At 58.4% G+C, this 2,138-nt stretch carries 1 protein-coding gene and 1 pseudogene; both read left to right on the top strand.

Annotated elements, in window-relative coordinates; genetic code table 11:
* Window positions 1-707: pseudogene (locus HMPREF2888_RS03610) on the top strand (hypothetical protein); the annotation flags it as partial.
* Window positions 708-2,132, top strand: a complete 1,425-nt coding sequence (locus tag HMPREF2888_RS03605) for a hypothetical protein (RefSeq protein WP_246815029.1) — start codon at window positions 708-710, stop codon at window positions 2,130-2,132.
* The last annotated feature ends 6 nt before the right edge of the window (window positions 2,133-2,138 follow it).

The following is a 2,138-nucleotide window of genomic DNA, read 5'->3' as shown; positions in this document are numbered from 1 at the left end:
TGCCTAGGAACAAAACTCGGGGCACTTCAGTCTTTTACCCGGCAGCTACGGCTCCGCGCCGCGCCTACAACGCCAGCGAACTTATCCGAATCGACGACTGGGTTCACTCCCGCCCCCGCCGCGAGTCGCGGCGCGTGGCCTGCATCATCGTGTCACTGGCTTTAGGTGCTGGCATGTCCACCGAGGAAATCTATCACTGCCGTTATGGCGACTTCACCGACTTTGGCACAGTGCTGGCGGTTCATGCACGCGGTGGTCGTGGGCTAAAGCCGCGTACCGTTCCGCTGACTGCACCTTTCGACGACCTCATGCGCCAAGTGCTGCATGGCGTGGGCGACGACCGTAGAGACGAACCACTGGTAAAACCCAACTCGGCGCGCCGCCGCAACGATGCCACAGGCCCACATCTGATTGCTGACTTCATCCACAAGACCAGCCAGAACCCATCGAGTACCGGCCTTGCCCCGACACTGCCCAGGCTGCGCTATACCTGGATCGCTACTCATGCCGCCGAGCGCGTGGACTTTAACCATCTGGTCTATGCCACCGGAAGCATCCAGCCCTTCCAGGACACGTTTCACCACATGATCGTTGAATCTGGCGCGCTCACCGAGACCGAATACCGTGAGTGGATCAGCGGCAACAGGGACGAACCAGACTACCCGCCGCTTCGAGTCGTCGAACCGAGAGCAGGAGGCGAAGTCTAGGTGGCCCACTTCAACACCACACCCACCCCGCTGCTTCGCCTGGATGGAGCCAGCGTTTCCTGGGCATTGACCATCATCGACCGCACCGACATCTGCCACCATCTTGACACCTGGAGGCGAGTAGACGGCTACGACCCCGCCAAAGGAGGCAGGCCTAAATCCGTTAACGACCGCACCATCCTTGCGCTCTACCTGATTCTGGCGCGTTCTGGTCAACCCATGCATTTGACCACCATGACGACGCTCCTGGCCTCGCCTGATACGACAGACAAGGCTTTAGAACTCCTTAACCTGCCCAGCCGCGATAAGGCACGACGGGTAGGTGACTTTTACGCAACCCAGCACAGCAACTGGTACTACCGCCTGTGGCGTGCGCTGCACAGCTTCCTTGATGTCGTTGACCCATTCGACAACATCCCGCACCGCGCCAGGCTTACCCGTGCTGAATTCAACCGGCTGATGGACGAACAAGACCCTGAGCGCCGCGAGGAAAAATGGCAGCGCGCCACCTACGTGTTCAATGAGCTAGTTATGGCAAGTACCGAGGACATGCCCGAAGAATACCGAGCCAACTGGCAGGGAGACCTCACCCTAGACGGAACACTTATTCCAGGCGTGCGCCGTGGCAACAACCGATGGACGAACCGACCGGACGATCTCATGTCCTCCGAGCCGGAGGCAGGCTGGTACTCCCGTGACGAGCGACAAGAAACACATGGCGAATCAAAGCGAAAGCGAAACGCCAAGCATGTGTGGGGTTGGGAGGCCACACTTGTTGCCGGAGTCATCCGCGACCAAGGCCCATATGCACAGCCACACCTGATTATGGGCATGGCCTTCGACCGGCCCAGCCACAACCCTGCGATCCGTGGGTTGGAAGCCATGCGGCATTTAACGGATGATCCTGAGACACCTAAGGGCACAGTGGTGGGCGATCGTGCTTACTTCGCGGTGGCTAAGACCAAAGACTTCCATGAACCACTGCGCAAACTCGGCTATACCCTGGTGGGAGACTACAGAACCAATCAGCTGGGAAAGCGCGGATCCTATGAAACCATGGGGTTAGTTGAAGGCCACTGGTATTGTCCTGCCATGCCGAAACCTCTGGTGGAAGCCACCGAAGACTTCTATGCCGGACGTATTGATGAGGCCACCTACAACCAGCGGATCAACGAGCGCCGCGCCTTTGCCATGCGGAGAAAAGGCAAGAAGCTCTCCGGTGAGAGCCAGATGTTTATGTGTCCGGGACGAGGTAAAGGAAAGACACTGGCATGTCCCTTGGTGGAAAAGAGTCAGCGCCAGGACGCGAGAGACAGAGGACTACCCTCCATCTCCGGGCCAAATCTATCTACCGCGCGCAAGGCAAAAGGAAAGTGCTGTACCAATAAGGTCTCGGTAACCATGGACCTGACCCCTGTTTGGTAGACACCT

The organism is Corynebacterium sp. HMSC077D03, assembly GCF_001808545.1.
In the GTDB taxonomy this organism is placed as follows: Bacteria; Actinomycetota; Actinomycetes; order Mycobacteriales; family Mycobacteriaceae; genus Corynebacterium; species Corynebacterium simulans.
Note: the sequence above shows the minus strand (reverse complement) of the source record. Positions and strands in the feature narration are given on the sequence as shown.